We start from the raw sequence: 25,904 nt of genomic DNA, 5'->3' as shown, positions 1-25,904 counted from the left end.
AATCCTGCCTGCACTGCAAGCTAGCGCCTCTACTCCCCAGCCGAGGGCAGCCAGCCACGGGTCAGGTAGTCTCCCAGCGTGAGGCAGAACAGCAAGAAGAGCCAGTAAAGGCCTACGCCCCAGACCAGGCGCGGGAGGCTCCGACTGTCGCGCAGCTCCATGAAGTAGGCGACGACCAGATAGGCCTTTCCAAACGCGATCCCGAGAGACACCACCGGGTGGAGGGGCCCGAGCGGCAAACGCGAGAGGCCGAAGGTCAATAGCAAGAGGCCCATGAGCCCCAGGTAGACCCGAAGGAGGCTCCGGCGCGAAGCGGTAGGTCCTGCCATCACGACCTCCCCTGCAGGTAGAGCAAGGGATACAGGAAGATCCAGACCACGTCGACGAAGTGCCAGTAGAGCCCCCCGAGCGCGATCGGGACGTGCCGCTCGGCGCTGAAGCGCCCGCGCCCAGCCATGACGGCGAGCACCGTCACCAGCCCGGCGCCGATCGTCAGGTGCAGGGCGTGCAGCCCGGTCATGAGGTAGTAGAGCACGTAGAACATTTGCGCCCCGACCGAGGCCTCCCCCGAAATGGCGAAGCCGGGGCCGGGCACCAGGTGCGCGAGGAAATCCTGGCGGTACTCGAGCGCCTTGATCCCGAGGAAGCCGGCGCCGAGAAGGGCCGTCAGCAGCAGCCAGAGCGCCGTGGCTCGACGATGCCCCGCCTTGGCCGCGTGCAGGGCCAGGGCCATGCAGAAGCTGCTCGTCAGCAGCACCGCCGTGTTGAGGGTCCCGAGGACCAGATCGGTGCGCTCGCTCGCCACCGAGAAGGCCTCGGGGAAGCGCAGGCGATAGACGGTGTAGCCCAGGAACAGCACCCCGAAGAGCATCACCTCGGTGCAGAGGAAGATCCACATGCCGAGCGCATCGGCGCCCTGCTGCTGCTCCAGGTCGTCGAACTGCGGCGCGACATCAGCCACGGTCAGCCTCCTCGAGCGAATAGGCATAGGCCTCCTCGGTGACCACCGGAGTCTCGACGAAGTTGTCGCTCGGCGGTGGGGAGGAGGTCCGCCACTCGAGGCCCTTGGCCCGCCAGGGGTTCGGGCCCGCGATCGGGCCGTACTTGAGCGACCAGAGCAGGTAGAACAGCGGGAAAAGATAGCCCACCGCGAGGATCGTCGCCCCCGCAGACGAGAGAACGTTGAGCACCTGGAACTCCGGCGGATAGACGTGGTAGCGGCGCGGCATGCCCAGGTAGCCCAGGATGAACTGGGGGAAGAAGGTGAGGTTGAAGCCCACGAAGAGGGTCACCGCCGCGAACCTCCCGAGGGGCTCCGAGTACATGCGCCCTGTCAGCTTGGGCCACCAGAAGTGGATCCCCCCTAGGTAGGCCGCCACCATTCCCCCCACCATGATGTAGTGGAAGTGCGCGATGACGAAGTAGGTGTCGTGGACGTGGACGTCCACCGCGAGCGCCGCCAGAAAGAGGCCCGTCAGCCCGCCGATCAGGAAGAGCCCGATGAAGCCCAGGATGTAGAGCATGGGCGTCTCGAAGGTGATCTGGCCTCGCCGCAGGGTCGCCGTCCAGTTGAAGACCTTGATGGCCGAGGGAACGGCGACCAGGTAGCTCAGGAGCGAGAAGGTCAAGCCGGCGTAGACCGACTGGCCGCTCACGAACATGTGGTGGCCCCACACCAGAAAGCCGAAGAAGGCGATCGCGAGCGTGGAGTAGGCGATGTAGGCGTAGCCGAAGATCCGCTTGCGGGAGAAGCAGGTGATGACCTCGTTCACCACCCCCATGCCGGGAAGGACCATGATGTAGACCGCCGGGTGCGAGTAGAACCAGAAGAGGTGCTGGAAGAGGAGCGGATCCCCGCCCAGGGCGGGGTCGAAGATGCCTATCCCGAAGAGGCGCTCGACGGCGAGCAAAACGAGGGTGATGGCGAGGACCGGGGTCGCGAGCACCAGGATGACGCTCGTGGCGTACAGCGCCCAGACGAAGAGGGGCAAGCGAAACCAGGTGAGGCCCGGCGCGCGCATCGTGTGAGTGGTGACGATGAAGTTGAGGCCCGTGATGATCGAGGAGAAGCCCACGATGAAGACGCCGACGACCGTGGCGATCACGTGGGAGTTGCTGAACATGCTGCTGTAGGGGGTGTAAAAGGTCCAGCCCGTGTCCACGCCGCCGGCGACCATCGCCGCCATCGTGAAGAGGCCGCCGCCGACGTAAAGGTACCAACTGAATAGGTTCAAGCGCGGGAATGCCAGGTCCTTCGCCCCGATCATCAAGGGCAGCAGGAAGTTGCCGAGCACCGCCGGGATCGAGGGGATCAGAAAGAACCAGACCATCACCACGCCGTGCATGCTGAACATGCGGTTGTACGTCTCGGCGTCCAGCATGCGCCCCTCAGGGGTGGCCAGCTCGAAGCGGATGAGGGTCGCTGCGGCCCCGCCGACCAGGAAGAACAGGGTGAGGGTCACCATGTAGAGCCACGCGATTCGCTTGTGATCGGTCGTCAGGAGCCAGGAGCGGACGGTCGAGCCAGCGCCGAGGTAGTGGCGCTCGGGGAGCGTCGGTTCAGCGTTCATGGGCGGGTCCTTTCCTCGTTTTTCAGCGTCTTTAGATAAGCGACCAGCTGGAGGACCTCTGCTTCGCCGATCTGGCCCTGGTAGCTCGGCATGATGGGCGCGTAGCCCGCCACGACCTGCGAAGCGGGCAAAAGAATCGAGTCGCGAAGGTATCGCTCGTCGGCGCGGGTGAAGCCCCCACCGACGAGCGGCACGGGCTTGCCGTACAGCCCGGCGAGCGCCGGGGCGCGCACGGCAGCGTTCGCCCCGTGACAGCCCGCGCAGCCGAGCCGGGCGAAGAGCTTGGCGCCGGCGAGCGCCGTGGTGTCCTGCGCCTCCCATACGGCGAGCCAGCGCGCGTAGGCGTCGGGCGCCATGACCACCACCCACCCTCCCATCGAGGCGTGCTCGGTCCCGCAGAACTGGGAGCAGAAGAAGCGAAAGCTACCCTCCTGGGTGGCGGTGAACCAGAGGGTCAAGTATCGGCCGGGCAAGACGTCCTGCTTGAGGCGGAAGGCGGGGACGAACAGGTCGTGGATGACGTCCTGCGAGATCATCGTGAGCTTGATCGAACGCCCCACGGGCACGTGGAGGGCGTTGATCTCGCGCTGGCCCCCGGGATGCTCGAATTTCCACATCCACTGCTTGGCGACCACGGCGATCTCGAGCGCGTCGGCCGGCGGACGCCGGATGTCGAAGTACACGCTCGCCCCCCAGCCGAAGAGGAACAGGAAGATCCCGAAGGGAACGACCGTCCAGGCAATCTCGAGCCCGAGCGGGTGCCGGATCCGGTGCGTGCGATCCGCCTGGGATCCGCGGCGGTACTTGATCCCGAAGTAGACGATGGCAATGGCCACGCCCAGCACGATGAGCGAGCTGAGCACGAGCAGGACGAAGAAGATGGCGTCCACTTGCCACGCCATGCTCGAGGCCCGATCCGGGAACAGCGGAAAGTTCATCATTCCCCGCCCTCCGAGGGGTGCTGCGATCGCTTGCGGCGCTCCCTGCGACCCATGGCGAGAATGAAGGCCGCGAGCAGCAGCAGCGTGGCGATCGCCCCGAGTCGCAGCAGCTCCATGATCGCCAGGCCGTAGCGGCCGGTGATGGGATCGTAGCGGTAACAGCGCAAGAGCACCTGATCGATCGGCGTGCCGATGTGCTCGGATGCGGCCTCCACGATCCCCAGGCGCAGGTCCAGCGGAGCGTACTCGATCCCGAAGAAGTAGCGCGCGATCGCCCCCTTCGGGGTCAGCAGGGCGATCGCGCTCGGGTGGGCGTACTGGCGCGTCTCGGGATCGTAGGCGTACCGGAAGCCGAGCGCATCGGCCAGCGCGCGGATCGACGGCTGCGAACCGGTCAGGAAGTGCCAGCCGTCCTCAGCCCCGGCGCGATCGTAGCGCCTGAGGTAGGTACGCTTCTTGAGCGCGGCGAGCGCGGGGGTCTCGGTGGGGTCGATGCTCACCGACAGCACCGTGACATCCTTGCCCACGTCGAAGGATTGCGCGAGCAAACTCTTGACCAGGCCATTGAGAACGTAGGTGCAGAGGTTCGGGCACTCGAAGTACACCAGCGAGAGGATCACGGGCCTGGCGCCCGTGTAATCGCCGAGCGAAACCGGTCGGCCGGCCTCGTCCCGAAATTCGAGGTCGAGCGGGATGCGCTGCCCCAGGCGCTGCTCCACGCGAACCCCGCTCAGGGCATCCTGCGCCGGCAGCCCGGCCATGGCGGGCTGCGCCAGAGCGAGGGCGGCAAGGGTCGAGACGAACCACGCCCTAGCGCCCATCGGCCTGCCTCACGCTCAGCCCCCGGGAGGCCACCAGCGCCATCGCCCGTTCGATCGGGATCCGGACGATCCCGGCCTTCCGGTCCACCCACTCATAGCGGTTGAGCAACTGGTCCTCGCTCTGTCGCAGGCGCGCGAGATCCTGGGGGCTCTCCGCGCGCGCGCCCGGCGCCGGAAAGCGGGATTCTGGCGCCTCGACGGGGACGATCGGGCCCTTGCGGATCGTCTGCCGCTCCACGTCGCGCCAGAAAATCGCGAGGAGCGCAACCCCGATCAGCCCCAGGCAAATGGTGAACCACACCGCGACCCGCCCCACGGCGCGAGCGTCGACGTCCCTGGGCTCGTGCCCTTTTCCCTCAGCCATGGTCGAAGCCCTCCCTTGCCTGTGCGTCCGTGAGCGGGCGGCGTCTCAGCTGCCACCCGAAGGCCCAGAGCCAGACTCCGCCGATGGCGAGCGGCAGCGCGAGATCCCAGACGCTCGGGCGCGGACCGCTCGGGAAGAAGGCAGGAAGCACCAGCCAGTAGACCTCGAGCAAGTGAACCATCAAGAGACCGAGGGCGATCCCCCCCAGGACCGGCGCCCGGCGCTTGAAGGACCTGAACAAGAGCAGCCAGGCAGGCACTGCGAACTGGAGCACCGTCAAGCCGATGGCCGCCCATCGCCAGGCGCCCGCCGTCCGGGCCAGGACCCAGGGATTCTCGTGAGGAAGGTTGCCCATCCAGATGATCAGGACCTGCATGAAGGCGAGGTACGCCCACGTCATGACGGCCGTCAGCAGGAGGTTGCCCAGGTCGTTGAAAGTCCCGGCGAGATCGCTCGGCTTGCTGCTCGACTCGAGCGCCGAGCGCCGGCAGAAGACCGCGATAGCGAACGCGAAGGCCGAGAGGACCTGGCCCATGCCGATCAAGAGGCCATAGATCGACGAGGACCAGTGAGGCTCCAGCGACATGATCCAGTCGATCGAGGCAAAGGACACGGTGAAGGCGTAAAGGAGGAGCCCCGCCGCGCTCAGGGCCGTCACGCTGCGCGCCGGCTCGCGCGTCAGGCGCCAGGCCAGGGCGATCCAGACGGTGAAGTAGACCACGCTGCGCCCCATGAAGAAGAGCGGGTTCAAGTACGCCGCCTGATGCAACCCAGTAGCGGCCCCGGGCTGCGCCCATGGATAGAGCGCGCTCGCGCCGATGAGCACGGGCAAGAAGCACACCGCAAGCACGGGCAAAGTTCGGCTCGCCGCTTCCAGGATGGGACGCAGCAGCCCCCCCCAGCGCCCCCCGGTGAGGTTCTGGAGCATGAGGATGAAGAGGCAGCCGAGCGCGATTCCCCACCAGAAGAGGAAGGCGAAAAGGTAGGAGGCGAGGAAGTGAGTAAGGCTCACGCGTCACCTCCCTTCCAGGCGCAGGCGCTCGGGGACGGGCACGTCGGCGAGCGTCGCGCGCTGGCTGAGCTGAAGGGCGCGAAGGTAGGCGGCGACGGCCCAGCGATCCTCGGGCGAGACCCGCGAGGCGTAGGAGAACATGGTTCCGTAGCCCATGGCCATGACCTGGACGAAGTGGCCGGCCGGCGCCTGGACCAGGCGAGGCTCGTGCAGCGAGGGGGGGCGCGTGAAGCCCCGAGTCACGATGATGCCGTTGCCGTTGCCCGCCCGATCGTGACAGGGGGCGCAGTAGATATCGAAGCGCTCGCGCCCCCGCGCGAGCACGCGCCGGGTGACCGCGAAGGGGAAGGCATCGACCGGGGATCCGGCGACGAGGCCCGACCGGAAGTAGGCGTCGGTTCGCCCCTTCCCGTGCGGCACGGTGCCTGCGACCAGGGGGCGTGCCGCCTGATCGTTCGAGAAGAAATCACTGCTCGCGAGCGGCTTGTACTTGGGCTGGTGGGCCATCTGCTGCTGACAACCAGCGAGTGCCAGCAGTAAGCCCAACAAAGCAGGATTAGCACGGCACATCGGACACGTCCGTCGGGTTCAGGGCTTCGAGGAAGCGTCGCGTCGCATCGCGCTCGAACATGGGATCCTCGGCCTCGATGCACAGGAAAAACCGATCGAAGGTGGCGCGCTCGAAGCCGGGGACGGCGAAGACGGGATGGTGCGGCCGAGGCAAGCCGCTCGCGACCAGCATGCCGAAGACCGCCGCCAGGGCCGCCACCAGGATCGTCACCTCGAAGGTGATGGGCACGAACGAAGGCCAGCTGTTGAGCGGGCGCCCCCCCACGTCGTAGGGATAGCCGTGGACCATCGCGACGTACTGCATGCCAAAGCCGCCCACACAGCCGCAGATGCCGCCGATCAGGACGAGGAGCGGCAGGCGGATGCGCTCGAAGCCGATCGCCTCGCTCAGGCCCTCGATCGGGTACGGGGTGAAGGCGTCCATCCGGCGATACCCGGCCGCACGAGCATGCTTGGCCGCATCGAGCACTTCCTCCTGGGTCTCGAAGCACGCCATGACGCCGTACAGGGCTTGCTCGCTCATCTTCCCTCCTCCACGACCAGCTTCTGCACCTCCGAGATGGAGATCACCGGCAGCAGCCGGATGAACAGGAAGAAGAGGAAGAAGAAGAGGCCGACGGTGCCGACGAGCGTCGCCCAGTCCCAGACGGTGGGGTAGTACATCGTCCAGCGCGACGACAGAAAGTCGTGATGCAGGCTCGTGATCACGATCATGACCCGTTCCATCCACATCCCGAGGTTGGCGACCAGCGCGATCGCAAAGAGCCACGCCGGGTTTGCGCGCACCCGGGGCCACCACAGGAGCTGCAGGACGCCCACGTTGCAGAGCATCACCGCCCAGAAGATCGGCGCGTAGGCCCCCGTCATCCGGTCGAGCATCAGCGACCAGTCGTAAGGGTTGCCGCCGTACCAGGCGGTGAAGACCTCCATCACGTAGCTGTAATCGACGATGAGCCCGGTCGCGAGCAGCATCTTGGCCAGCAGCTCCACGTGGCGCATGGTGATGAGACCCTCGAGACCGTAGGCCGCGCGCAGCGGGATGAGAAGCGTCAGGACCATGGCGAAGCCGGAGAAGACGGCCCCAGCCACGAAGTAGGGCGGGAAGATGGTCGAGTGCCAGCCAGGGACGATGGCCGCGGCGAAGTCGAGGCTGACGATGGAGTGGACCGAGATGACCAGGGGGGTGGCGAGTGCCGCCAGGAGCAAGTAAGCCGTTTGGTGGCGGTGCCAGTGACGGGCAGATCCGCGCCAGCCCATGGCGAGCACCCCGAACGTCAAGCGCTGGAAGGGGTGCCTCGCGCGATCGCGCAGGGTCGCAAGGTCAGGGATCATGCCCACGTACCAGAAGAGGAAGGAGACCGTCAGGTAGGTCAGGACGGCGAAGAAGTCCCAGACCAGCGGGCTGCGGAACTGGGGCCAGAGCCCCATGGTGTTTGGGTAGGGGATGAGCCAGTAGGCGTACCACGGCCGCCCAAGGTGCAGGAGCGGGAACAGGGCCGCGCAGACCAGGGCGAACAGGGTCATGGCCTCGGCGGATCGGTTGATCGAGGTGCGCCACTTCTGGCGCATCAGGAGCAGGAAGGCCGAGATCAGGGTTCCCGCATGGCCGATCCCGATCCACCAGACGAAGTTCCCGATGGCGAAGCCCCACGCCACGGGAATGTTGATCCCCCAGATCCCCACCCCCCGGTAGAAGAGCACCGCGACGGCGATCGCAAGCATCCCCACCAGGAGCAAGGCGAGGCCGAAGCCGAGCATCCAGTTCCAGGTGAGCGAGCGCCTGAGGACCAGGCCGCTCACCTCATCGGCGACCGAGGCAAGGGTGTAGCCCGCTCGAATGAGCGGCGGGCGCTTGCGATTAGGCTCCTGACGCGCCATGGGCTACTGCGCTTCGATCGCGGGGTTGGGGTTGCGGAGCCTGGCCAAGTAGGTCGTGCGCGGACGGGTGTTGAGCTCGCCCAGCAGCGCGTAGTTGAGGGGCTCAGCCTTGCGCCTTGAAACCTCGCTCTTCGGATCGCCGAGGTCACCGAACACGATGGCCCGGGTGGGGCAGGTGGCCTGGCACGCCGTGACCACCTCGCCGTCGCGAATGGCGCGCCCCTCGGCCTGCGCATCGATCCGAGCGGCGCTGATGCGCTGGACGCAGTAGGTGCACTTCTCCATGACCCCTCGGCTGCGCACGCTCACGTCCGGGTTGCGCATGGGCTTCAGGCTGGGCGTCTTGAAGTCCGCGTACTCGAGGAAGTTGAAGCGCCGAACCTTGTAGGGACAGTTGTTCGAGCAGTAGCGCGTGCCGATGCAGCGGTTGTAGGCCATGTCGTTGAGCCCCTCGGTGCTGTGCACCGTGGCCGCCGTGGGGCAGACCAGCTCGCAAGGGGCCTCTTCGCAGTGCATGCACGGCACGGGCTGGAAGACGGTCCTTGGATCGTCCAGCCCGCCCTCGTAGTAGCGATCGACGCGCAGCCAGTGCATCTCGCGACTCCGCTCGACCTGCTCCTTTCCGACGACGGGGATGTTGTTCTCCGCCTGACAGGCTGAAATACAGGCGTTGCAACCGATGCAGACGTTCAGGTCGATGGCCATCCCCCAGGCATGGCCCTCCGATGGCTTCCTGGGAAACAACGTCGTCAGGCGCAGCGGATCGTCGTGCAGGAAGGCCGGATCGGCGCGATAAGCGTCGATCAGCCCCTCGCGCACCGGCTCGGGAGAAGCCATGGCGTGGTGGTGCTGGGTGCTCGCCAGCGCGTGGCGCTCGCCGGTCTTTCGGATTTCCAGCCCGCCGTCGGACCAAGGCGCCTCGGAGGTGCGCAGCGCGTAGGCGTTGAAGCCGATCCCCGTCCCGACGTTGCCGCTTCGCGCCCGCCCGTACCCGAGCGGCAACGTCACCGCCTCCGGCACATGCCCCGGCATCACCCAGACCGGGGCGCGCAGGGTCCTGCCCCGGTAGCAAAGCTCGACCACGTCTTCGCTCGAAAGGCCCAGGCGCTCGGCCGTCGCGGGCGCAAGCAGGGCCGCGTTGTCCCAGGTGAGCTGGGTCAGGGGCTTGGGCAGCTCTTGAAGCCAGGCGTTGTTGGCGAAGCGCCCGTCGTAGACGGTCGGATCGGGGCGAAACAGGACCTCAAGCCCGCTCGGCTCGGTCCGAGCGGGCAGCTCGAAGCGCTGCGGCCTGAGCTTGAGGCCCGCCCTCGCCTTCTCGGCCGTCCCGGGCACCACGCCCGCCTGCAACGCCCCGCTCCAGAAGGGCTCGAAGTCCGCCCCCCGGTGCCGGCGCCGCCACTCGGCGCGCACGAGCGAAAGCGCGTCGGCATTCGGCTCGCCGTTGAGCACCCCGAGCAGCTCCACGGCCGATTTCCCCCCGTAGAGCGGCGCGATGAGGGGCTGCACCAGTGAGACGGTGCCATCGAAGGCACGAACGTCACCCCAGGCTTCCAGGTCGTGCGCTGCCGGCAGGTGCCAGCGGCACAAAGCGGTGGTTTCGTCCTGGTAGAGGCTCAGGTGGATGCTCTGGCGCACCTTCGAGAGCGCCTCGCCGAAGGCCAGATCCGCCGGGGCCGTGTACGCAGGGTTGCCCCCGAGGATCACGAGCACGTCGACCTCGCCCGTGCGCATGGCCGTGGCCAGCTCCCGCAAGGAGGCAAGCTGATCCTCCGGCCGGGCCGCGACGGGCGCCGTATGGACGACGGTGCTTTCAACGTTACCGAGGGCCTCGTTCATCGCATGCACCAGCGCCTGCACCTCGGCGCCAAGGTGAGGACCGGCCACGATGAGGCTCTGGGCCGGATGCGCGAGCAGATCGCGCGCCAGGGCATCGAACCAGCGTTCATCGACCGGCGCGGGGAGCTCGGGGGGGATCCCGGCCAGGGCGACCCCGAGCCGACCGGCAAGGGCTGCCGCCAAGGAAGCGATCGCGCTCGGGGCGAGCGCGAGGCGGTGATCGGCCATGGCTCCGGTGAGGCTGGGACACGCCTCGACGGCGTAGAGCCGGTTCATTGCGGCCTGGGGCGAGGCGACCCTGCGCCCCGCAGCAAAGTCCCATGCATCACGCAGGCTCGCGGGCCCCGAGGCGAGGAAATCCGCATCCAGGCTCAAGACGACCTTCGCGCGATCCAGGCGGTAGTGGGTCTCGAGGGGCTGCCCGTAGGCCATGATCGAAGCGGCAAGAGCCTCGCTCGACGCCAGGGGCTCGTACTGATGCCACCGGGCCTTCGGAAAGCGCTTCAGGAAGGAAGCGATCTGGCTCGAGAGGGTCGGCGAGGTCACGGTCTCGCTCAAGAGACGGATGCCGGCCCCCTGTGTGGCGCGCTTCGCCGCAAGCTCGCCGGTCACGGCCTGGAGAAAGCCTTCCCAGGTGGCGATCGCACCGCGCTCCGTCACGACCGCTGAGCGATCCGGGTCGTAGAGCCCGAGGATCGAGGCCTGGGCAAGAGCGCTCGCCGCCCCGAGGCTCGCCGGGTGGCCGGGGTTGCCCTCGATCTTGGTCGGCCGGCCGGTGTGGCTCTCGACCAAGATCCCGAGACCGTAGCCGCCGAGGATCATGGCCGTGGCGAAGAAGAGCGGCCGGCCCGGGATGATGGCTTCGGGCTGCCGGACGTAGGGCACGAGCTTGCTGGCGGGGCGCGCGCAGGCACTCAGGCCCGCAAGGGCCAGCGAGGCGCCCATCACCTGCAGGAAGCGACGCCGGCTCAGGGGCTCGGCCCACTCGGAGGCCCGATCGGGGAACTCGCGCAGAAGCAGCGCCTCCACCTCGGGCGAGTCGGCGAGCTCTTCCAGGCTGCGCCAGTAGCCGCGCCCCTTGCCCAGCGAGAGGCGATCGCGCAAACCTTCCCAGTCCATATCGAAGCGCTTCATCTCGGGCCTCATCGATGACAGATGGAGCAGTCCGCGAGGGACTTCACGTTGAGGTGGTAGCGTTTCGCCAGCACGGGGCCCTGGACCTGCTGATCCATCGGCTGCCGCCAGGCGGGATCGAAGACCGCCTCGAGGGGGCGAAGATGGCGCTCCGGGGCGCGATGGCACGAAAGGCACCAGCCCATTCGCATGTTCTGGGCCTTCCAGGTCAGGGGCATCTCATCCACCCGGCCGTGGCAGCTCGTGCAGCCGATCCCCTTTGCCACGTGGATGCGGTGGTCGAAGTAGACGTAGTCCGGCAGGTCGTAGACCCGGCTCCACCGGAGGGGGACGTCCCGGGCGTAGCTTTCCCGGACGGGGGCGAGCACCGGGCTGTCCGCCCAGATCAAGGAGTGGCAGGTCATGCACGTCTCGGTGGAAGGCATCCCTGCGAACGAGGCCTGCTCGACCGAGGTGTGGCAGTAGCGGCAATCGAGCCCGAGCGAACCGACGTGGTGCGCATGGCTGAAGGGGACCGGCTGCGCGCGGGGCACCCCCACCCCGGTGACGTAGGCGGACTGGAGGATGCCGTAGGCGGCGCCGGCGATCGCAACCGGCAGCAGCACGACCGCTAGGAGCGTGAGGCGTGCAACGGTGTTGGTGCGTCGACGGAAGAGCTGGGGCATGCCTGGCGCCTTGTCTCGAGGGGGCGGGGGCGCGCGGAGTTGTTATGAGGGTCTTAAATTTTCTTAATAAACCTATGACAATCGATCCCGCCTGTCAAGCTTCAGTGCTGGACGAGGATCTCCAGCGGGCCGTCGAGCTTGAGGGTGCGCACGCTGACCCCCGAGCGATCGCGCTCGAAGCGCAGGTCGACGCGGGCGTTTGCGACCCTGAGGCGGTGAAGCTCCAGGACCTGCAGGAAATCGGGCAGCACGGGGCGCACGATGCGCAGGCGCCGCTCGAAGGCCTCGGGGACGAGGCCCAGCAGGGTCTGCAGCAAGTAGGGGATGGCCGCCGCCGCCCAGGCCTGGGGGTGACAAGCCACCGGGTAGCGGATGGGCTCTGCGAAAGGTACGCTCGGATACCCCGCGAAAAGCTCGGGAACCCGGTAGTGCTGGAAGTGGGTGGCCGCCTCGAAGAGACCGTTGAAAACGCGGTAGGCCGCCTGGTCCAGGCCGTAACGCTTGAAGCCCGCCGCGATCAGGGCGTTGTCGTGGGGCCAGACGGTCCCCAGGTGGTAACCGATGGGATTGAAGCGGCGCTCCAGGGTGGAGAGCGTGCGAATCCCCCAGCCGCTGTACATGTCGGGGGCGAGCAGCCTCTTAGCGACGCGCGCGGCCTTCTCGGGGTCGGCGATGCCGCTCCAGAGGGCCTGCCCCGCGTTGGAGGCGACCACGGCGGCGGGCCTGAACCCCTCTTGCAGGGCCAGAACGTAGCACCCCATGGCCTCGTCCCAGAAGGCGCGGTTGAACCAGCGGCGCAGGGCCTCGGCCTCGGCGATCAGGCGCTCGGCGCGCTCGGCGTCTCCCGAGCGGCGAAACAGGTCAGCGATCAGGGTCTTGGCCAGATAGACGTAGCCCTGCACCTCGACCAGCGCGATCGGCGGGGTCGCCGGGCTGCCATCCGCGTTCATGATGGCGAGCCCCGAGTCCTTCCAGCCCTGGTTCGCGAGCCCCTTGGCCGAGGCGCAGCGGTATGAGAGGCAGCCGGCACCGAGCGGATCGCCGTAATCGGCCATCCAGGACAGGGCCCGCTCGACGTTCGGCTTCAGGGCGACGAACAGGGAGAGGTCCCCCGTCCAGGCGGCGTGCTGCCCCAGGAGGATGAGAAACAGCGGGGTGGAATCGATCGAGCCGTAGTAGGGGTCGTAGGGGATCTCCTTCAGACGCGCCAGCTCGCCCACGCGCAGCTCGTGGAGGATCTTGCCGGGCTGCTCGTCGCGCCACGCGTCCTCGCGCCGCCCCTGGTGCCTGGCCAGGAGGCGAAGCGTCTGCTCGGCGATATCGGGGTTGTAGGCGAGGGCCTCCAGAGAGGCGATCAGGCTGTCCCGGCCGAACAGCGTCGTGTACCAGGGAACCCCGGCCGAGAGGTAGGCCTCGTGCTCGAGCTTGCTGCCAAGCGTGTGCAGGTCCCGCAGGGACTGGGCCATGATGCGGTCCAGCAGGAGGCTGTCGCTTCGAATGTTGGCGTGGTGCTGGTACCACGCCGCCGCCGCCTCGCCGAGCCTGCCGTGGATGAGCGCAAAATCAGGGGGAACCAGCGGCCTGGGGACCGGGGCGACCGGCGCGCGCGCCTCCGTCAGCGCAACGGTCACCTGGACTTCCGCCTGGGTCTCGGGCGCAAGGCCCAGGCGAAACACGGCGCTGGTCCCCTCGCACCGGGTCGGCGCGGGCGAGAAGTGAATCGTGACGTAGCGGTAGAGGCCGTCGGCCCCCGCGTACCCGAGACACAGCGCGCCGTCCTGCCAGACGGGGTCGAGGAGGCGTCCCACTTGCTCGGGGACGAGGCCCCTCACCTCGAAGATGTCCTCGAAACTCGCCCGGAACGTGAGCGAGAACGAGAAGTCGTAAGGCTCGGGCCCGAAGTTGTGAAGGGTGAGGCGATCGTGGAGGGCGCGATCCGCCCCCGAGACCAGGCGCAGCCACTGAACCCCAAGGTCCTCCTTCGGGATGAGCCGGGCCGACTCCCCTTGCAGGTCGGGGTTGCTCAGCTGGAAGACGGCCTGATAACCCTCGCTCGCGCTCGAGGCCAGGACGCTGGCATGTTGCCCCTCGAGCTTCAGCTCGTAGCCGTCCAGGAAACGACAATCGTGGTAGTAGAGGCCGTAGCCGTGCTCGTCGCTCAGCGGGACGTTGCCGTCGGGGGCGCTCAGGAAATAGAGGCTCTGGTCCTTGACCACGATGGCATCGGCGATGCTGCGCACGATCGAGGGCGTCCGCTGGACCAGGACCCGCTGTTTTCGCTCGCGCCTCTGGCGCTCGCTCGGCCGTGGATCTCGCTTCCTCGCCATGACGCCCCTCGCATGCGCACCCGGGTGATCACCAGTATGCGCCGAGGGGCGAGGGCGAAGCGCCGCCGATCCGCCAAAAATCTTAGGGGCTTAGCCATAGATGAACTTCAGGGCCCTCGGCAGCCGGCGGCGCCAGGCACGCTCGTTGTGGGCCCCGCGCGCATCGGGCCGCCACATCAGGTGGTAGCCGGGCACGAAGCCCTTGCGCTCGAGCAGATCCGCCATCCACTCCGCGTGCTTGATGACGATGCCCTTGGCCTCTTTTGCCCCGCAGTCGAGGTAGAGGCGCGGGTCGCCGCCGGCGCGCGCCTTGGCCACGTACTGGAAGATCGCCCCCTCGTCCACCCAGAGCGACGGCGACATGGACAGGGCCTGCCCGAAGACGGCGTTGTGACGGAAGTAGGCGTACAGGGCCAACAGGCCGCCGAGCGAGGATCCCCCGACCATGGTGTGCTGGGGCCCCTCGAGGGTGCGCAGGTCCTCGCGCACCATCTTGGCGAGCGGCCCCACCACCCAGTCGAGAAAGGCGTCGCCAAAAGCGGGCTTCGCGGGCTCGACGGGCCAGGGGGAGAGCTCCTCCATGCGGCGCTCGCCGCCGTGATGGATCCCGACCACGATGGGGACCACGAGCCCCCGGGCCGCGCGGGCATCGAGGGTGCGGTGCAGGTGCCAGCCGCCCGAGTAGGCCCCCTCGTCGGCGAACAGGTTCTGCCCGTCGAACATGTAGGCCACCGGGTAGCGGCGCTCGGGCGCCTGGTCGTAGCCGGGCGGCAGGTAGAGGGTCAGCGGCCGGGCCCCCGCGAGGCCCGGGATCTCGAAGGCCTTGGTGCGGTGGAGGCGGCCCTGGGCGCCGGGATGTGCGCGCTTGCTCGAGGTCGATCTCGGCTTGGTCGTGGAGGTCATGGCACCATTGTACGATCTTTCTCGGGTCACGGCGCGCGAGGCCTGGCCAGGATGAACGATGACGCCGCCGCCGGGCCTGGCTAGGGTGGGGGCATGCGCGGAACGAAGGTGATCTTGGGGACGGTGCTGCTGCTCGCGGCCTGCGGCGGAGCAAAGCCCTCGACGCCGGGCCCCGCCCCGAGCGCGACGCCGAGCCCCCAGGCCCCGGTCGTCGTCCCGATCGAGGGCGAGACCGGGCCGGATGGCTATTCGGCCCAGGTGGTGGTCGTCTCGCGCCAGGCCGAGGTGGACGCCGGAGGCTGGCTGCGCCTTGACGGCCGCCTCGCCAACCGCGGCACCGAGGGCGCCACGGCCGTGGGCCTGAGGGTGCGCTTCTACGACAGCCTCGGGTTGCTCCTGGACACCCGCGAGGCAATCGTCACCCCGAGCGACCTCGCCCCGGCTCAGGAGGCCACCTTCGCTCTGGTCTACCCGCCGGCACAGGCGCCTTCGCACCTCGTCACCCTGCAGCCTCGCTGGATCGCGGCCACTCCCGCTCCGCGCTGAACCGGATCGCCGGACAAGGTCAAGGCAGGGCGCGGATCTCGACCGTGCGCCAGTCCTCGCGGTTGCCCGTGGCCCTCAGCGTCAGGCCTCCCGGGCGATCGCGCGAGACGAGCGGCGCCGACGCCGTCGCGACCGGGCGATCACCGAGGTAGGCCGTCACCTGGCCGGTGCGGGTGTCCACCTCCGCGCCGAAGCGCACCCACTCGCCGATCCTGACCGGGTTGTCGACCTGGGCCAGCAGGGTCCAGCCCTTGCCCTGCATGGGCGGGGCGTCGACGGCCTGCCACAGCATGAGGTGCCGATCGGTCTGGAGGACCTCCACGTAGGAGGTTGGCGAGAGGTAGTAGACCTGGGCGGCGAGCTCCCCGTACCCGCCGAAGCGCGCGGCTCCTCCCTGGCTGCGTCCCTCCAGCCGGACCCGGTAGCGCGCGCTGAGCGCGCCCTGGTAGCGCCTGAAGGTCAAGGGCTCGCTCGGCTCGCTCAGGGCATCGGGGACCTGGTAGATCGCCTGGGCGCCCATTCGCGCGAGGCACCAGCCGCCGCCGTAGAGCCACGGGAAGTCGAAGCCGTCGAAGCGCACGTCTCTCCACTCGGCAGGCTCCGTCCCGGCGGGCAGCTTCGCCCAGTCCGATCGGTAGAGCAGCCGGCCTTCGTCCCTTGCCCCCGCGTCGGGAGGGGGCAAGGAGCCCTGCTGGCCGCAGGCGATGAGCATCAGGATGCAGGCGAACACGGCGCGCAGGGCTCCCTCCTCTTGATCCTTGTCTCAGCGGGGCCGAGGCAGGTGGGTGGCGAACCAGTCGGCGGCGAGCCTGGCCACCGCCTCGAGCGCCCCGGGCTCCTCGAAGAGGTGGGTCGCCCCCGGCACCAGGCGCAAGAGGCGCTCCGCGCGCATCAGGGCCATGGCCTCCTGGTTGAGGCCGATCACCACGTCGTCGTCGCCCCCCACGATGAGCAGGGTCGGGGCCTGGACGCGGGCGAGAGCCTCAGCGGCCAGATCGGGCCGCCCCCCGCGCGAGACCACCGCCCTCACCGCTTCGGGGCGCTCGGCGGCGGCCACCAGGGCCGCCCCGCCCCCCGTGCTCGCCCCGAAGAGGCCCACGGGCAGAAAGCGGGTCTCGGGCTGCGCTCGTAGCCAGTCGATGGCGCCGACCAGGCGCGAGGCGAGAAGGGGAATGTCGAAGCGCAGGTGCGCCGTGCGCTCATCCACCCTCTCCTCCTCGAGGCTGAGAAGGTCCATGAGCAGGGTGCCCACCCCCCGGCGCCGCAGCACCTCGGCCACGTAGCGGTTGCGGGGGCTGTGGCGGCTGCTGCCGCTGCCGTGGGCGAAGAGAACCACCCCCGAAGCCTGCTCGGGAAGGGCGAGCGTCCCCTCCAGGGTCACGTCATCGAGCGGGATCGAGACGGGGCGATCGGCCTCGCGGCGGCGGGCGCCAATCTCATCGGACATGGCGCCCCCTCAGAGGAACCGGATGACGGTCGTCACCCTGGCCTTGGTCCGGGGGTCCTCGCCGCAGATGTCGATCTCGCGGGGGTGGCTGGCGTCGTCCTCCTCGACCACGAGCTTGGTCGTGCAGATGACCGAGTGGGTCAGGCGGTCGGCTTGCTCGGCGCGCTGCGAGCCGACCTCGATGTCCACCGCGCAGGCCTCGCTGCCCTTCATTTCGGGCGTGATCCCGAGCAGCGGCAAGTTGTCAGCGACCAGGCGATCGCCGAACGCGTCGCTCTTGAGCTCAACGGATACCTTGGCGCGCCGCTTGAGGACGCTGATGCCGTTGAGGTAATCCAGCCACTGATCCACCGGGATGACTCGCGTCGCCATGGGCCCCTCCCTCTTCACGGATGGCTATCGTCGGCCGAGCGATCTTAGCAAGGCCCGAGCCCGACTCAAAGCGGCGAGCGCCGCGCCGATGGCCAAGCTTTTTGTCCGGCCGAAGAGTTTCGGCCAAACGTGACGACGCCACCCGGCAGGCCGCAGGTCATCATGGGGTTGCCTGCTACGACGCGAAGGGGAACGCCCATGCCGATGCCCGAGCCCCACATCCCCCGCGTGACGATCCAGCACGTCAAGCGCCTGATGGACGGCGGGGCTTCCTTCTACCTCATGGACGTCCGGCATCGACCCGACTCGACCCAGATCAAGGGGGCCATCTACTACGACCCGGACGACCTCTTGGCCGCCGAGCACATCCAGCTGCCCGTTCCCAAGGACCTCCCCGTCTTCCTCTACTGCACGTCGCTCCACGAGGGCACCAGCGCCGCGATCGCCCGAAAGCTTCTGGCCGAGGGCCACGCGCACGTCCACCCCATCATGGGGGGCTACGGCCCCTGGCGCCGGCGCAAGATCGGCTACCCCATCGAGCGCCGAGGACAGGAGAAAGCGAGCTTCGGTTCGCCCTACAGGCCGCTGGGGTAGGTCTCGAGGCCAGGCGGCTCCGCTCCCAGGTCCAGGGGCTCGACCGCGAGGGTCTCGTCGTGGAAGACGTAGGCGTCGTAGCGATCGGCCAGGCGCGAGGGGACGTAGTTGCCGAGGCGCTCCTCGGCAGGGTGGTAGACCACCCCGATGGCGCGCTCGGGGCGCGTCTCGCAAAGCCACGCCCCGCCGCGCGCCAGGTCCCTGAGCCCCAGGTAGAAGGCAGGAATCCCGGCCTGGTGGAAGATGGCCTCGATGCTGTCCTCGCGGGCCGGGGGCACCGGCATGAACTCCGGCGCGGCGTCCCAGGCCCGCGCGGCGGTGACCGTGCCCCGGTAGGTGCCGAAGCCGACCGAAAAAGCGTTGGCGCCGTGGCGCTCGCGCACGAGCTGGCCGACGTTCAGGTGGCCGCTGTCGCCCTCGTAGGTCGCCCGGAAGTCCCCGATGTGGGAGTTGTGCTCCCAGACGACGGCCTTGGCGTCGGGCCCCAGGTGCGCCAGCAGGCGCTCCAGGGTGGCGACCATGTGGCGATCCCGCAGGTTCCAGGTGGTGGCGCCGCCCAGGACCATCTGGCGGTAGTAGCACTCGGCGTTGGCCGCAGCCACCGCGTTCAGCTCGGCGTCGAAGGCCTCGTCGCTCGAGGTCGCCGCGGCGTAGTGCGCGCGCTGCGCCCGCAGGTCCGTGAGGGCCGCGACCACCTCGGCCTCGCAGGACGCGGCGAGGAAGTGCGCGTTGAGCGCGTACTGCCGGGTGTCCTCGCCGAAGCGGCCGAAGCAGCCGTAGCGCTCGCGCGCGACCCGCGCCGCCGCGGGGTCCACCCGATCGAGGAAAGCCAGCACGGCCTCCATCGAGGCGTGGAGGCTGTAAAGATCGAGGCCGTAGAACCCCGCGCGCGAATCGAAAGAGCGCTTGTCGTTCCAGGCGCGGAGCCATTCGACGAAGGCGAGCACCACCGTGTTGCGCCACATCCAGATGGGAAAGCGCTTGAAGCCCCCCAGGGCCTCCCGGGCATCCCCCGGACCGCCGCGCACGAAGCGATTGACCATGGCGGCATCGGGCCAGTCCCCCTCGATGGCGACGAAGGTGAAGCCCAACTCCGAGATCAGGCGCCGGGTCAGCCGCGCGCGGGTGGCGTAAAAGTCGGCGGTGCCGTGGCTCGCCTCGCCGAGCATCACGATCCGCGCCTCGCCCACCGCGTCCAGGCAGGGGTCGAAGTCCTCGGGGAAGCCGTGCAGGGGCGTCGCGCTGAGGCGTACCCAGTCGGCGTGGGTGAGGGTCGTTTGCCGTGAAGCTCTTCCGTTCGACATGGTATCAGCTCCTCTCGGCCTGCGAGGCGGGGGCACGCGCCGCATCGAGGATGGCGCGGACCTCGTCGTCCTCGACCTGATCGAAGCGATCGTAGAACTGGCCCACCGCGTAGAAGACCTCGGGCACCATGACCGACACGACCGCGTCCGCCTCGGCGGAAAGCACGCGTACGCTGTCGGCGGCGATGACCGGGACCGCGAGCACCACTTTTGAAGGTCCCTGCTCGCGCACGTCGGCCACCGCCGCGCGCGCCGTCATCCCCGTGGCAATTCCGTCGTCCACCAAGATGACGACCTTGTCCTTCAGGGAAATGGGCGCTCGCCCGTTCCTGAGCAGGTGCTCTCTGCTCTCGGCCACCCGGCGCTGCTCCAGGGCCTCCTGCTCCAGATAGCCCGGCGGAAGCCACAGGTGCCTCAGGGCCTCATGGTTCAGGACCCGGACGCCTCGCGCCGTGATGGCCCCGATGGCGAATTCCGGGTTGCCCGGCGCCCCGAGCTTGCGCGAGGCCAGCACGTCGAGCGGGGCGTTCAGCCGCTCTGCGACCTCGCGCGCCACCGGCACCCCCCCGCGCGGCAGCCCGATCACCACCGTGTCCGGCCCCGCGTACCTGGTCAGACGCTCGGCGAGTAACTCACCGGCCTGCTTGCGATCGACGAATCCCATGACCCTCACCTCGCCGTCATTGGCCTTGCGCGCGTGCATCCTAGTCCCGCCCCGGGCCCGTGTAAATCAGAGGTCGGCCGGTGGAAACGCGCCGCCTCACGGCGCTTGGGCGCTTGGCATGGCGAGGTAAGCTTGCTACACTGTGACCCATGACGCGTACGACTTGGCAATGGTCCCTCGAACGGATTCAGGCGCCGCGAGCCTGGCGGATCACCTCGGGGGATCCGTCGGTGGTGGTGGCCGTGCTCGACACGGGGGTGGACCCGCGCCACCCCGATCTGCAGGGCAAGGTCCTGCCCGGGGTCAACCTCTTCGAGCCCGGCAAGCCCGCCCACGACGACAACGGCCACGGCACCGCCGTCGCCGGCATCATCGGCGCCCAGGGGGGAATCCGCGAGCGCTTCCGGGGCGTCGCTCCCGACTGCCGCATCCTGCCGGTCAAGATCAACAAGCCCCGCACCGGCAGCGTGCACGCCACCCAGATCGCCGAGGGCATCCGCCAGGCGCTCGCCCACGGCGCGGACGTGCTCAACCTGAGCGTCGGCTGCGAGATCGGCGAGCCCGGCTTCAACCACGCCACCATGGCGGATCTGGCCAACGCCATCTACGAGGCCCTGCGCCGCGGGGTGCCCGTGGTCTGCGCCGGCGGGCCGCGCGAGCGCAAGACCTACCCCGCCGCCTGGGAGACCCTGCCCGAGTTCGCGGGCCTCATCGCGGTGGGCGCCACCGACCGCAAGGATCGCCTGCACATGTGGTCGCCGCGCTGGGAGTACGTCTCGCTCGTCGCCCCGGCCGACGCCACCACCACCTTCCCCGTCAGCTCGCCTTTCCTGCATGCGCGCTTCGGCGGCACCTCGGCGGCCAGTCCCCACGTGGCCGGGGTGCTCGCCCTCATGCGCACCCTGCGCCCCGAGCTGAAGCCCCGCGAGCTCAAGCGCGTCCTGCTCGAGACCAGCGACAGGATCCGCGGCGGCCGCGTGCTGCGGGTCAACGCCTACCGCGCCCTTCTGGCCCTCGGGGGCCGAGAGGCCCTGCGCGAAAGGGAGCAACTTAACAAAACTAGAAAAACCTCATCAAACACGTTACAATACTCCCCGTAGCCCGGGCCCGCTCCCGGGCCTCCCCTTGCCGAACCCTGCCTGTCCAGAAGGAGTGCCACTGCCGCCGTGATCAACAGTGCCATCGATCGTTACCACGCCCTCGTCGACCAGGCGAACCTCACCCCGGCGGACTTCCAGGGTTTCACCGCACGCATGCGCGAGGCCCGCGTGATGTACGGCGATCGCGTCCAGGTCGAGTACATGCGCGCCCAGTTCCTCTCGCCCGAGCAGAACGCGCTGATCAAGCACGCCGCCCAGACCATCTGGAGCGCCATGGACAAGCTCTCGGAGCACTTCTTCAGCGATCCGCGCTTCATCGAGGAGCTGGGCCTGACCCCGCACGAGCGCGAGCTCGCCGCCATCGACCCCGGCTATCCCGGCTTCAGCACCATGGCGCGCTTCGACTCCTTCCTCATCGGCGACCACCTTCAGTTCGTCGAGCTCAACGCCGAGTGCCCCGCCGGTCCCGCCTACACCGAGATCATGGCCGAGGTCTTCCTCCAGGACCCCGTCATGCAGGCCTTCGGCAAGGAGTACGCGATCCAGGGCTTCAAGACCCGCGATCGCCTCATCAAGACCCTGCTCGAGACCTACGAGATCTGGGCCAAGGGCAAGGGCCTGGGCGCCAAGCCCGGCCGCATCGCCATCGTCGACTGGGACGGCCTCTCGACCCGCCACGAGTTCGAGATGTGCAAGGCCTTCTTCGAGAGCAAGGGCATCCCGACCGTCATCGAGGATCCGCGCCGGCTGCGCTTCGAAGAGGGCAAGCTCCTGGCCTCGGACGGTTCGGTGATCGACCTGGTCTACCGCCGGGTGCTCACCCACGAGTTCATCGGCAAGTGGGACGAGGTGCAGGCCCTGGTCGAGGCCTACCGCGCGGGTTCGGTCTGCGTCGTCAACTCGTTCCGCTCCAAGTTCCTCCACAAGAAGATGATCTTCGGCCTGCTGACCGACGGGGCCAACCAGCACCTCTTCAGCCCCGAGGAGCGCGAGGCGATCGCGCGCCACATTCCCTGGACGCGCAAGGTCCGGCCCGGCAAGACCGATTACCATGGAACGGAGATCGATCTCATCGATTACATCCGCGCCAACCGCGATCGCATGGTCATGAAGCCCAACGACGACTACGGCGGCCGCGGCATCTACATCGGGTGGGAGTCGACCAACGAGGAGTGGGAAGAGGCGATCAACAAGGCGATGGAGCACGCCTACGTGGTCCAGGAGAAGGTCCGCGTGGCCTCCGCCCTGTTCCCCACGGTCCGCGAGGAGCTCGTCTACGACCAGCTCAACGTCGATCTGGACCCCTTCGTCTGGAAGGGCGAGGTCGAGGGCTTCTTGACCCGGCTTTCGGGCACCGCCCTCTGCAACGTCACCTCCGGAGGCGGGATCGTCCCCACCTTCGTCATCGAGCCGCGCGCGTAGGACCCCCACGGGGGCCGGGATGAGGAACATCGTCAATGCTTGAAAAATTCACCATCGGGATCGAGGAAGAGTACCAGATCATCGATCCCGAGACGCGGGAGCTTCGCAGCCACATCTCGGTCATGCTCGAAGAGGGGGGCATGATCCTCGGCGAGCGCGTCAAGCCCGAGATGCACCAGTCGATCATCGAGGTCGGCACCGACATCTGCACCAACGTCACCGAGGCCGCCAAGGACGTCATGCAGCTGCGCGCGGCGATCGCCCGCCTGGCCAAGAAGCACGGCCTCAAGATCATGGCCTCGGGCACCCACCCCTTCAGCGACTGGAAGACCCAGGACATCACCGACAAGGACCGCTACAAGGTGCTGGTCGACGACCTTCAGGACGTGGCCCGCGCCAACCTGATCTTCGGCATGCACGTCCACGTCGGCGTCGACGACAAGGACCTGGCCATCGACCTGGTCAACCAGGCCCGCTACTTCCTGCCCCACCTCCTGGCCATCAGCTGCTCGAGCCCCTTCTGGCTCGGCCGCGCCACCGGCCTCAAGTCGCATCGCTCGAGCGTCTTCAAGAACTTCCCCCGAACGGGCATCCCCGGCGTCTTCTCGTCCTACGCCGAGTTCGACTCCTACGTCCAGACCCTGATCAAGACCAACTGCATCGACAACGGCAAGAAGATCTGGTGGGACCTGCGCCCGCACCCGGTCTACAACACCATCGAGTTCCGGGTCTGCGACCTGCCCACCGACTACAAGACCTCCATCGCGATCGCAGCCCTCGTGCAGGCCATCGTCGCCAAGCTGTACGTCCTGCGCCGCGAGAACATGTCGTTCCGCGTCTACCCGACGGCGCTGATCGACGAGAACAAGTGGCGCGCCTACCGCTACGGCCTGGACGGCAAGCTGATCGACTTCGGGATCAAGGGCGAGAAGCACACCAAGGACCTGATCGTCGAGCTGCTCACCTTCGTGGACGACGTGGTGGACGACCTGGGCAGCCGCCAGGCGCTCGAGCACATCTACACCATCCTCGATCGCGGCACCGACGCGGATCGCCAGCTCAAGGTCTTCGCCGAGACCAACGACCTCAAGGCCGTCGTCGACGACATGTGCGCGCGCACCCTCGAGGGGATCGACCTCTCCTTGGCCGACGACCTCATGGCCTCGGGCTCCGCCCTGTCGGCCTCGGTCGAGCGCGCCATCAACACGGTCAAGGACAACGCCGGTGTCTAGGAAGCTGACCGACATGCGCGCCCTGCCCTTCCCGAGCGAGTACCGGGCCGGAGCGTTCAACGCGATCAACCGGAGCCTGCAGGTCCGGCCCAACGAGCGCGTGGTCGTCATCTCCGACCGGGATTCCCAGTTCATCGGAGCCGCCTTGATCGAGGCGATCGAGCTCGCCGAGGGAATCGCCCAGGGCTTCGTGGTCGAGGACTACTGCGAACGCCCCATCCTCGACATGCCCTACGAGATCCTCAAGGCCGTCTCCGAGTGCGCCGCCTGCCTCTACACGGTGAACCCGCGGCCCGGCGAGGTCCCCTCCCGCGCCCAGGTGATCAACCTTGCGACCGTCAAGAAGGTCCGCTACGGGCACATGGTGGGCATCACCGGCGAGATCATGAACTCGGGGATGCGCGCCGACTTCGACGCCATCAACAAGATGAGCCTCGGCCTGCGGCGCCTGCTCCAAGGCGCACGCCGGGTCCACGTGACCACCCCGGCGGGCACCGACATCGAGATCGAGCACGACCCCAAGGAGTTCCAGTGGATCAAGACCTCGGGCAAGATCTCGCGTGATGCGTGGGGCAACCTGCCGGGCGGCGAGATCTTCACCACCCCCAAGCGGATCAACGGCATCTGGGTGGCGGACGCGCCGATCGGCGACTACTTCTCCTCGAAGTACGGCGACCTCAAGGACACCCCCTTGACCCTCGAGATCCAGGACAACTTCCTCAAGACCGTGACGAGCCCCCACGAGGAGCTCGCCCAGGAGTTCTGGGGCTACACCCACTCGACCGAGAACGCCAACCGCGTCGGCGAGATCGCGGTCGGCACCAACCTCGGAGTCACGGAGTTCACGGGCAATCTCCTCCAGGACGAGAAGATCCCAGGCTTCCACATCGCCTTCGGGGAGCCCTGCGGCTGCTTGACCGGCGCCAACTGGACCTGCCGGGCGCACATCGACCTGCTGGCGCGCGAGTGCTCGATCTGGGCGGACGGCCAGGCCATCATGCTGCACGGCCGCTTCGTCGACCTGAACCCGAGCAGCTAGTCCCCTTATCCCGAACGTTTCCCCCCCATTTTTTATGAGGACGAAATAACACAATGACCGAGAAGAACCCCAAGAAGGTTGGTATCCTGGTCGGCTGGGAGGACACCTTCCCCCACGCCTTCATCAAGGCCGTCAACGAAAAGGGCGAAGGCAAGGTCGTCGCCGAGTTCGCCAAGGTCCACGCCCCCAAGATGGGCGAGCACCCCGGCTACGATGTCCTCGTCGATCGCATCTCGCACGAGATCGAGATCTACAAGCCCTACCTCAAGAACGCGGTGATCCAGGGCTCGTACGTCATCAACGACCCCTTCTGGTGGATCTCGGACGACAAGTTCTTCGACAACTCGCTGGTCGAGCGCCTGGGCGTCGCGGTCCCCAAGACCGTCGTGCTGCCCCCGGTCGAGGCCAACCCCACCACCCGGCCCGAGTCGCACCGTAACCTGTGCCTGACCGACTGGAAGGAAATCTTCGACTACATCAAGTTCCCCGCCTTCCTGAAGCCCTACGACGGCGGCGGCTGGAAGAACGTCTACAAGGTCAACAACGCCGAGGAGTTCTTCCACTACTACCACCAGACGGGCCGTCTCATCATGGTCCTCCAGGAGTTCATCGACTTCGACTCGTACATCCGGTGCCTCACCGTCGGCAAGGACAACATCATGCCGATCAAGTACGATCCGAAGAACCGCTGCTACGTCGAGGACCACAACCACATGTCGGCCGAGCTGGGCGCCAAGGTGGTCCGCGACGCCCGCGTCATCAACCACGCCCTCGGCTACGACATGAACTCGGTGGAGTTCGCCGTCCGCGACGGCATCCCCTACGCCATCGACTTCATGAACCCCGCCCCCGACATGGACTACTACTCGATCCTCCCCCACTACTTCGACTGGGTCGTGGGCGCCATGTCCGACTTCGTCATCAAGGTCGCCAACGAAGAGCGCAAGATGGCCGAGCACTACCCCTGGCACAAGATGCTCAAGGGCCTCTACACCCCGGTGCCCGAGATCGGCGCCGAGGCCACGATCTCGGCCGCCAAGCCCCAGGCGGAAAAGGAGCTGGTCGCTTCGGCTCCTGCCAAGAAGGGCAAGAAGAAGTAAGCCTGCTGCCAGCAGCACCGAGGCCCCGCCGAAACGGCGGGGCCTCCTCTTTTGAATTCAAAA

At 67.8% G+C, this 25,904-nt stretch carries 26 protein-coding genes; 7 read left to right on the top strand and 19 right to left on the bottom strand.

What is annotated here, in order from left to right:
- Window positions 1–29: 29 nt before the first annotated feature.
- The 14 genes from V6D00_07850 to V6D00_07785 form a co-directional block, all read right to left on the bottom strand.
- Entirely contained in the window at window positions 30–329 is a 300-nt protein-coding gene (locus V6D00_07850) for a cytochrome C oxidase subunit IV family protein (protein HEY9899080.1), read from the bottom strand.
- Window positions 329–961: a cytochrome c oxidase subunit 3 family protein gene (locus tag V6D00_07845; GenBank protein ID HEY9899079.1), complete on the bottom strand. Its 633-nt coding sequence runs from the start codon at window positions 959–961 to the stop codon at window positions 329–331. Before V6D00_07845 ends, V6D00_07850 begins: the two co-directional genes overlap by 1 nt.
- Entirely contained in the window at window positions 954–2,570 is a 1,617-nt protein-coding gene (gene ctaD / locus V6D00_07840; GenBank protein HEY9899078.1) for a cytochrome c oxidase subunit I, read from the bottom strand. Before ctaD ends, V6D00_07845 begins: the two co-directional genes overlap by 8 nt.
- The gene (coxB, locus tag V6D00_07835) at window positions 2,567–3,508 is read right to left on the bottom strand and encodes a cytochrome c oxidase subunit II (protein HEY9899077.1); all 942 of its coding nucleotides are present in this window, start codon (window positions 3,506–3,508) and stop codon (window positions 2,567–2,569) included. Before coxB ends, ctaD begins: the two co-directional genes overlap by 4 nt.
- Window positions 3,508–4,332 (bottom strand): SCO family protein, encoded by an 825-nt coding sequence (locus V6D00_07830; protein ID HEY9899076.1) that lies wholly within the window; start codon window positions 4,330–4,332, stop codon window positions 3,508–3,510. The genes coxB and V6D00_07830 overlap by 1 nt, the downstream gene beginning before the upstream one ends.
- On the bottom strand, window positions 4,322–4,696 hold the full coding sequence (locus V6D00_07825; protein ID HEY9899075.1) for a hypothetical protein: 375 nt from the start codon (window positions 4,694–4,696) through the stop codon (window positions 4,322–4,324). The genes V6D00_07830 and V6D00_07825 overlap by 11 nt, the downstream gene beginning before the upstream one ends.
- Window positions 4,689–5,708, bottom strand: coding sequence for a hypothetical protein (locus V6D00_07820; GenBank protein ID HEY9899074.1), 1,020 nt, complete (start codon window positions 5,706–5,708; stop codon window positions 4,689–4,691). The genes V6D00_07825 and V6D00_07820 overlap by 8 nt, the downstream gene beginning before the upstream one ends.
- Window positions 5,709–5,711: 3 nt before the next feature.
- On the bottom strand, window positions 5,712–6,215 hold the full coding sequence (locus V6D00_07815; GenBank protein ID HEY9899073.1) for a cytochrome c: 504 nt from the start codon (window positions 6,213–6,215) through the stop codon (window positions 5,712–5,714).
- A 49-nt stretch (window positions 6,216–6,264) separates the two neighbouring features.
- Entirely contained in the window at window positions 6,265–6,801 is a 537-nt protein-coding gene (locus V6D00_07810) for a DUF3341 domain-containing protein (GenBank protein HEY9899072.1), read from the bottom strand.
- Window positions 6,798–8,156 carry an NrfD/PsrC family molybdoenzyme membrane anchor subunit gene (gene nrfD, locus V6D00_07805; GenBank protein ID HEY9899071.1) on the bottom strand — a complete coding sequence of 453 codons (1,359 nt, stop codon included), beginning with the start codon at window positions 8,154–8,156 and terminating at the stop codon, window positions 6,798–6,800. The genes V6D00_07810 and nrfD overlap by 4 nt, the downstream gene beginning before the upstream one ends.
- Before the next feature lie 3 nt (window positions 8,157–8,159).
- On the bottom strand, window positions 8,160–11,126 hold the full coding sequence (locus V6D00_07800) for a TAT-variant-translocated molybdopterin oxidoreductase (GenBank protein HEY9899070.1): 2,967 nt from the start codon (window positions 11,124–11,126) through the stop codon (window positions 8,160–8,162).
- Window positions 11,127–11,134: 8 nt separating this feature from the next.
- Entirely contained in the window at window positions 11,135–11,791 is a 657-nt protein-coding gene (locus V6D00_07795) for a cytochrome c3 family protein (protein ID HEY9899069.1), read from the bottom strand.
- A 101-nt stretch (window positions 11,792–11,892) separates the two neighbouring features.
- Window positions 11,893–14,118 carry a glycogen debranching N-terminal domain-containing protein gene (locus tag V6D00_07790; protein HEY9899068.1) on the bottom strand — a complete coding sequence of 742 codons (2,226 nt, stop codon included), beginning with the start codon at window positions 14,116–14,118 and terminating at the stop codon, window positions 11,893–11,895.
- A gap of 90 nt (window positions 14,119–14,208) precedes the next feature.
- Window positions 14,209–15,021, bottom strand: coding sequence for an alpha/beta hydrolase-fold protein (locus V6D00_07785; protein ID HEY9899067.1), 813 nt, complete (start codon window positions 15,019–15,021; stop codon window positions 14,209–14,211).
- A gap of 93 nt (window positions 15,022–15,114) precedes the next feature.
- Here V6D00_07785 and V6D00_07780 point away from each other — a divergent pair, with 93 nt between their 5' ends.
- On the top strand, window positions 15,115–15,567 hold the full coding sequence (locus tag V6D00_07780; GenBank protein ID HEY9899066.1) for a hypothetical protein: 453 nt from the start codon (window positions 15,115–15,117) through the stop codon (window positions 15,565–15,567).
- Between the two features lie 19 nt (window positions 15,568–15,586).
- Here the strand turns inward: V6D00_07780 and V6D00_07775 are convergent, their stop codons facing one another.
- Genes V6D00_07775 through V6D00_07765 form a run of 3 tightly spaced genes read right to left on the bottom strand, consistent with a single transcriptional unit; the run spans window position 15,587 to window position 17,386 of the window.
- Entirely contained in the window at window positions 15,587–16,297 is a 711-nt protein-coding gene (locus V6D00_07775; protein ID HEY9899065.1) for a hypothetical protein, read from the bottom strand.
- A 33-nt stretch (window positions 16,298–16,330) separates the two neighbouring features.
- Window positions 16,331–17,014 carry an alpha/beta family hydrolase gene (locus tag V6D00_07770; GenBank protein ID HEY9899064.1) on the bottom strand — a complete coding sequence of 228 codons (684 nt, stop codon included), beginning with the start codon at window positions 17,012–17,014 and terminating at the stop codon, window positions 16,331–16,333.
- 9 nt (window positions 17,015–17,023) lie between these two features.
- Window positions 17,024–17,386, bottom strand: a complete 363-nt coding sequence (locus V6D00_07765; protein ID HEY9899063.1) for a DUF5335 family protein — start codon at window positions 17,384–17,386, stop codon at window positions 17,024–17,026.
- 198 nt (window positions 17,387–17,584) lie between these two features.
- Between V6D00_07765 and V6D00_07760 the strand changes: the two genes are divergently transcribed.
- On the top strand, window positions 17,585–17,980 hold the full coding sequence (locus tag V6D00_07760) for a rhodanese-like domain-containing protein (GenBank protein HEY9899062.1): 396 nt from the start codon (window positions 17,585–17,587) through the stop codon (window positions 17,978–17,980).
- Here the strand turns inward: V6D00_07760 and V6D00_07755 are convergent.
- Window positions 17,962–19,284: an erythromycin esterase family protein gene (locus tag V6D00_07755; GenBank protein HEY9899061.1), complete on the bottom strand. Its 1,323-nt coding sequence runs from the start codon at window positions 19,282–19,284 to the stop codon at window positions 17,962–17,964. The two genes, V6D00_07760 and V6D00_07755, sit on opposite strands and share 19 nt — an antisense overlap.
- Window positions 19,285–19,288: 4 nt before the next feature.
- Complete coding sequence (locus V6D00_07750) at window positions 19,289–19,987, bottom strand: phosphoribosyltransferase family protein (protein ID HEY9899060.1); 699 nt, start codon at window positions 19,985–19,987, stop codon at window positions 19,289–19,291.
- A 110-nt stretch (window positions 19,988–20,097) separates the two neighbouring features.
- Between V6D00_07750 and V6D00_07745 the strand changes: the two genes are divergently transcribed.
- The 5 genes from V6D00_07745 to V6D00_07725 all read left to right on the top strand — a co-directional run bounded on the left by V6D00_07745 (window position 20,098) and on the right by V6D00_07725 (window position 25,841).
- Window positions 20,098–21,048 (top strand): S8 family serine peptidase, encoded by a 951-nt coding sequence (locus V6D00_07745; protein HEY9899059.1) that lies wholly within the window; start codon window positions 20,098–20,100, stop codon window positions 21,046–21,048.
- A 66-nt stretch (window positions 21,049–21,114) separates the two neighbouring features.
- Window positions 21,115–22,470, top strand: coding sequence for a circularly permuted type 2 ATP-grasp protein (locus V6D00_07740; GenBank protein HEY9899058.1), 1,356 nt, complete (start codon window positions 21,115–21,117; stop codon window positions 22,468–22,470).
- Window positions 22,471–22,505: 35 nt separating this feature from the next.
- Window positions 22,506–23,702 (top strand): carboxylate-amine ligase, encoded by a 1,197-nt coding sequence (locus tag V6D00_07735; protein ID HEY9899057.1) that lies wholly within the window; start codon window positions 22,506–22,508, stop codon window positions 23,700–23,702.
- Window positions 23,695–24,741, top strand: a complete 1,047-nt coding sequence (locus V6D00_07730) for an aminopeptidase (protein HEY9899056.1) — start codon at window positions 23,695–23,697, stop codon at window positions 24,739–24,741. The genes V6D00_07735 and V6D00_07730 overlap by 8 nt, the downstream gene beginning before the upstream one ends.
- Window positions 24,742–24,794: 53 nt before the next feature.
- Window positions 24,795–25,841, top strand: coding sequence for a hypothetical protein (locus V6D00_07725; protein ID HEY9899055.1), 1,047 nt, complete (start codon window positions 24,795–24,797; stop codon window positions 25,839–25,841).
- Window positions 25,842–25,904 lie beyond the last annotated feature (63 nt).

Origin of the sequence: Pantanalinema sp. (assembly GCA_036704125.1) — a bacterium.
GTDB lineage: Bacteria > Cyanobacteriota > Sericytochromatia > S15B-MN24 > UBA4093 > JAGIBK01.
This window is presented reverse-complemented; position numbering and strand designations above follow the sequence as displayed.